The sequence below is a fragment of the Shinella sp. GW821-FHT11G07 genome, assembly GCF_058808115.1.
Map to the genome: position 1 here is coordinate 1 of NZ_JBXARJ010000036.1, position 2,947 is coordinate 2,947.

General features: G+C 62.4%; 4 protein-coding genes. All 4 read right to left on the bottom strand.

The window, feature by feature from the left end:
- Positions 1-217 (bottom strand): SDR family NAD(P)-dependent oxidoreductase (locus AC1RT2_RS32110; protein ID WP_493108493.1); only part of this gene is annotated, 217 nt, incomplete at its 3' end.
- Positions 214-1,215: an ABC transporter ATP-binding protein gene (locus AC1RT2_RS32115; RefSeq protein WP_069057898.1), complete on the bottom strand. Its 1,002-nt coding sequence runs from the start codon at positions 1,213-1,215 to the stop codon at positions 214-216. The genes AC1RT2_RS32110 and AC1RT2_RS32115, both read right to left, overlap by 4 nt.
- Positions 1,216-1,238: 23 nt before the next feature.
- Positions 1,239-2,063: a carbohydrate ABC transporter permease gene (locus AC1RT2_RS32120; RefSeq protein WP_493108494.1), complete on the bottom strand. Its 825-nt coding sequence runs from the start codon at positions 2,061-2,063 to the stop codon at positions 1,239-1,241.
- 11 nt (positions 2,064-2,074) lie between these two features.
- Positions 2,075-2,947 (bottom strand): carbohydrate ABC transporter permease (locus AC1RT2_RS32125; protein ID WP_069057896.1); only part of this gene is annotated, 873 nt, incomplete at its 5' end.

Genomic DNA, 2,947 nt, shown 5'->3' on the forward strand with positions numbered 1-2,947 from the left:
CGGCAACCGCGGCATCGATCGAGGCCTGCCGCGTCACGTCGATCTCGACCGCATAGGCTGCCGGACCGATCTCCTTGGCTGTCGCCTGTGCGCGTTCGATGTTGATATCGGCGATGGCGACCCTTGCGCCTTCGCGGACATAGGCTTCCGCGAAGGCCCGGCCGATGCCGCGCGCCGATCCGGTGATCAGCGCGCTCCTGCCCTCAAGCCTGTTCATCTCACGGCCTTTCCGGCGTCGTCGAAGCGGTGGATGCGGGTTTCGTCGGGGGTAAGCCACACCGTATCACCGTGGGTGACGGGGAAGTCGCCGCCGGCGCGCACCGTCATCAGGCCGATGCCCTCGACATTGACATGCAGGAAGGTGTCGGAGCCGAGGTGTTCAGCGACGCCGACGAGGCCCTTCCACGTGCCGCTCTCCTTGGAGAGCCTGATGTGCTCCGGGCGGATGCCGACGGTCGGCGCGTTGTACGGCTTGGCTGCCTCACCCTTGACGAAGTTCATGCGCGGCGAGCCGATGAAGCCGGCGACGAACAGGTTGTCGGGCTTGTTGTAGAGATCGAGCGGCGAGCCGACCTGCTCGATATTGCCGGCATTGAGAACCACGATCTTGTCGGCCATGGTCATGGCTTCCACCTGGTCGTGGGTGACGTAGATCATCGTGGTCTTCAGCTGGTGGTGCAGCTCGCTGATCTCCAGCCGCATCGTGCCGCGCAACGCCGCGTCGAGGTTGGACAGCGGCTCGTCGAAGAGAAAGGCCGACGGTTCGCGCACGATCGCCCGGCCGATGGCCACGCGCTGGCGCTGGCCGCCGGAAAGCTGGCCCGGACGGCGCTCGAGATAGTTGGTGAGGTTGAGCACGCGCGCGGCCTCCGTCACCTTCTTGTCGATCGCCTCGGGGCTCATCTTCGCCATCTTCAGCGGGAAGGCGATGTTGTTGCGCACGGACATGTGCGGATAGAGCGCGTAGGACTGGAACACCATGGCAAGGCCGCGTTTTGCCGGCGCCTCCCCGGTGACGTCGCGGCCGTCGATCTCGATGATGCCGCTGGTGGTGTCTTCCAGGCCGGCGATCAGGCGCAGCAGCGTGGACTTGCCGCAGCCCGACGGGCCGACGAAGACGACGAACTCGCCCTCGTTGATGGTCAGGTCGATGCCCGGAATGACCTGCGTCTCGCCAAAGCTCTTGTTGACCTTTTTCAGGATGATCTTGCCCATGGTGGTTCCTCCCCGATCTGTTTTTACTTCACGGCGCCGAAGGTCAGGCCGCGGACAAGCTGCTTTTGTGAGAACCACCCCATGATCAGGATGGGCGCGATGGCCAGCGTCGAGGCTGCCGAGAGTTTCGCCCAGAACAGGCCCTGCGGACTGGAGAACGAGGCGATGAAGGCGGTGAGCGGCGCTGCGTTCGTCGTCGTCAGGCGGATCGTCCAGAAGGCCTCGTTCCAGGCGAGGATGATGTTGAGCAGCATGGTCGACGCAATGCCGGGTACGGCCATCGGCGTCAGCACATAGACGATCTCGCCCCAGAGCGAGGCTCCATCCATGCGCGCTGCCTCGAGAATCTCGCCCGGGATTTCGCGAAAGTAGGTGTAGAGCATCCAGATGACGATCGGCAGGTTGATCATGGTCAGCATGACGGTGAGACCAATGCGGCTGTCGAGCAGGCCGAAGTCGCGGAAGATGAGGTAGATCGGCACCAGCACGGCGACGGCCGGCATCATCTTGGTCGAGAGCATCCACATCAGGATGTCCTTGGTCTTGGCCGTCGGCGAGAACGCCATCGACCAGGCGGCAGGCACGGCGATCAACAGCGCCAGCAGCGTCGAGCCGAGCGACAGCACCACCGAGTTCAGGAAGAACTTGAAGTAGTTGCTCTGTGCCTGCACGGCCGCATAGCTCTCCACCGTACCCGAGGGGATGATGTTAAAACCCTGGATCGCCTCGGTCTCGGATTTGAACGAGGTGATGATCGTGTAGAGGATCGGGAAGAAGATGATCAGCGCGACGATCCAGGCGGCGATCGTGAACACTACAGTGCGTCTTGTTGAAACTGCGCGAGCCATGGTCTTTCCTCCTACTTGTCCAGGTTCTTGCCGACGGCGCGCATCAGGAAGAAGGCGACGATGTTGGCGAGGATGACGGCGATGATGCCCCCGGCGGAGGCTCCGCCGACGTCGTAGCCGAGAAGGGCCGTGCGGTAGATCAGGAACGGCAGGTTGGTCGACGCATAACCCGGGCCGCCATTGGTGGTGACGAGGATTTCCGCATAGACGCCGAGCAGGAAGATCGTCTGGATCAGGATGACGACGGTGATCGAGCGCGAGAGATGCGGCACCGTCAGGTAGATGAAGCGGGAGACGAAGCCGGCGCCATCCATCTCGGCCGCTTCCTTCTGCTCGCCGTCGAGCGATTGCAGCGCGGTCAAGAGGATGAGGGTGGCAAACGGCAGCCATTGCCAGGCGACGATGATGATGATCGAAAACAGCGGATATTGCGCAAACCAGTCGACCGGCTGGAGACCCAGCGCCCGGTTGATATCGGCAAGCACGCCGTAGCCCGGATGCATGATCATGTTCTTCCAGACGAGTGCCGCTACCGGCGGCATGACGAAGAACGGCGAGATGATCATGATGCGCACGATCCCCTGCCCCCACATCGGCTGGTCGAGCAGAAGCGCAATCGCCACGCCGCCGAGCACCGTGATGAACAGCACGCCCCCGACGATCAAAAGCGTGTTCCAGATCGACTGGAAGAAGGCCGGGTCGGTGTAGAAATACTGATAGTTGAACAGCCCAGCCCAGCTGACATTGGCCGGGTTCAGCAGGTTGTAGTTCTGGAACGAAAACCACAGCGTCATCGCCAATGGCACGATCATCCAAACCAACAACAACCCAACCGAGGGCGCCAACATCAGCCGCGCCAATCCACGCGTGTTCGCAGTCGCCAT

What these genes read in the sequence shown, in the direction of transcription:
- AC1RT2_RS32115 (WP_069057898.1), bottom strand. Translation starts at nt 1,215, where the DNA reads ATGGGCAAGATCATCCTGAAAAAGGTCAACAAGAGCTTTGGCGAGACG.
- AC1RT2_RS32120 (WP_493108494.1), bottom strand. Translation starts at nt 2,063, where the DNA reads ATGGCTCGCGCAGTTTCAACAAGACGCACTGTAGTGTTCACGATCGCC.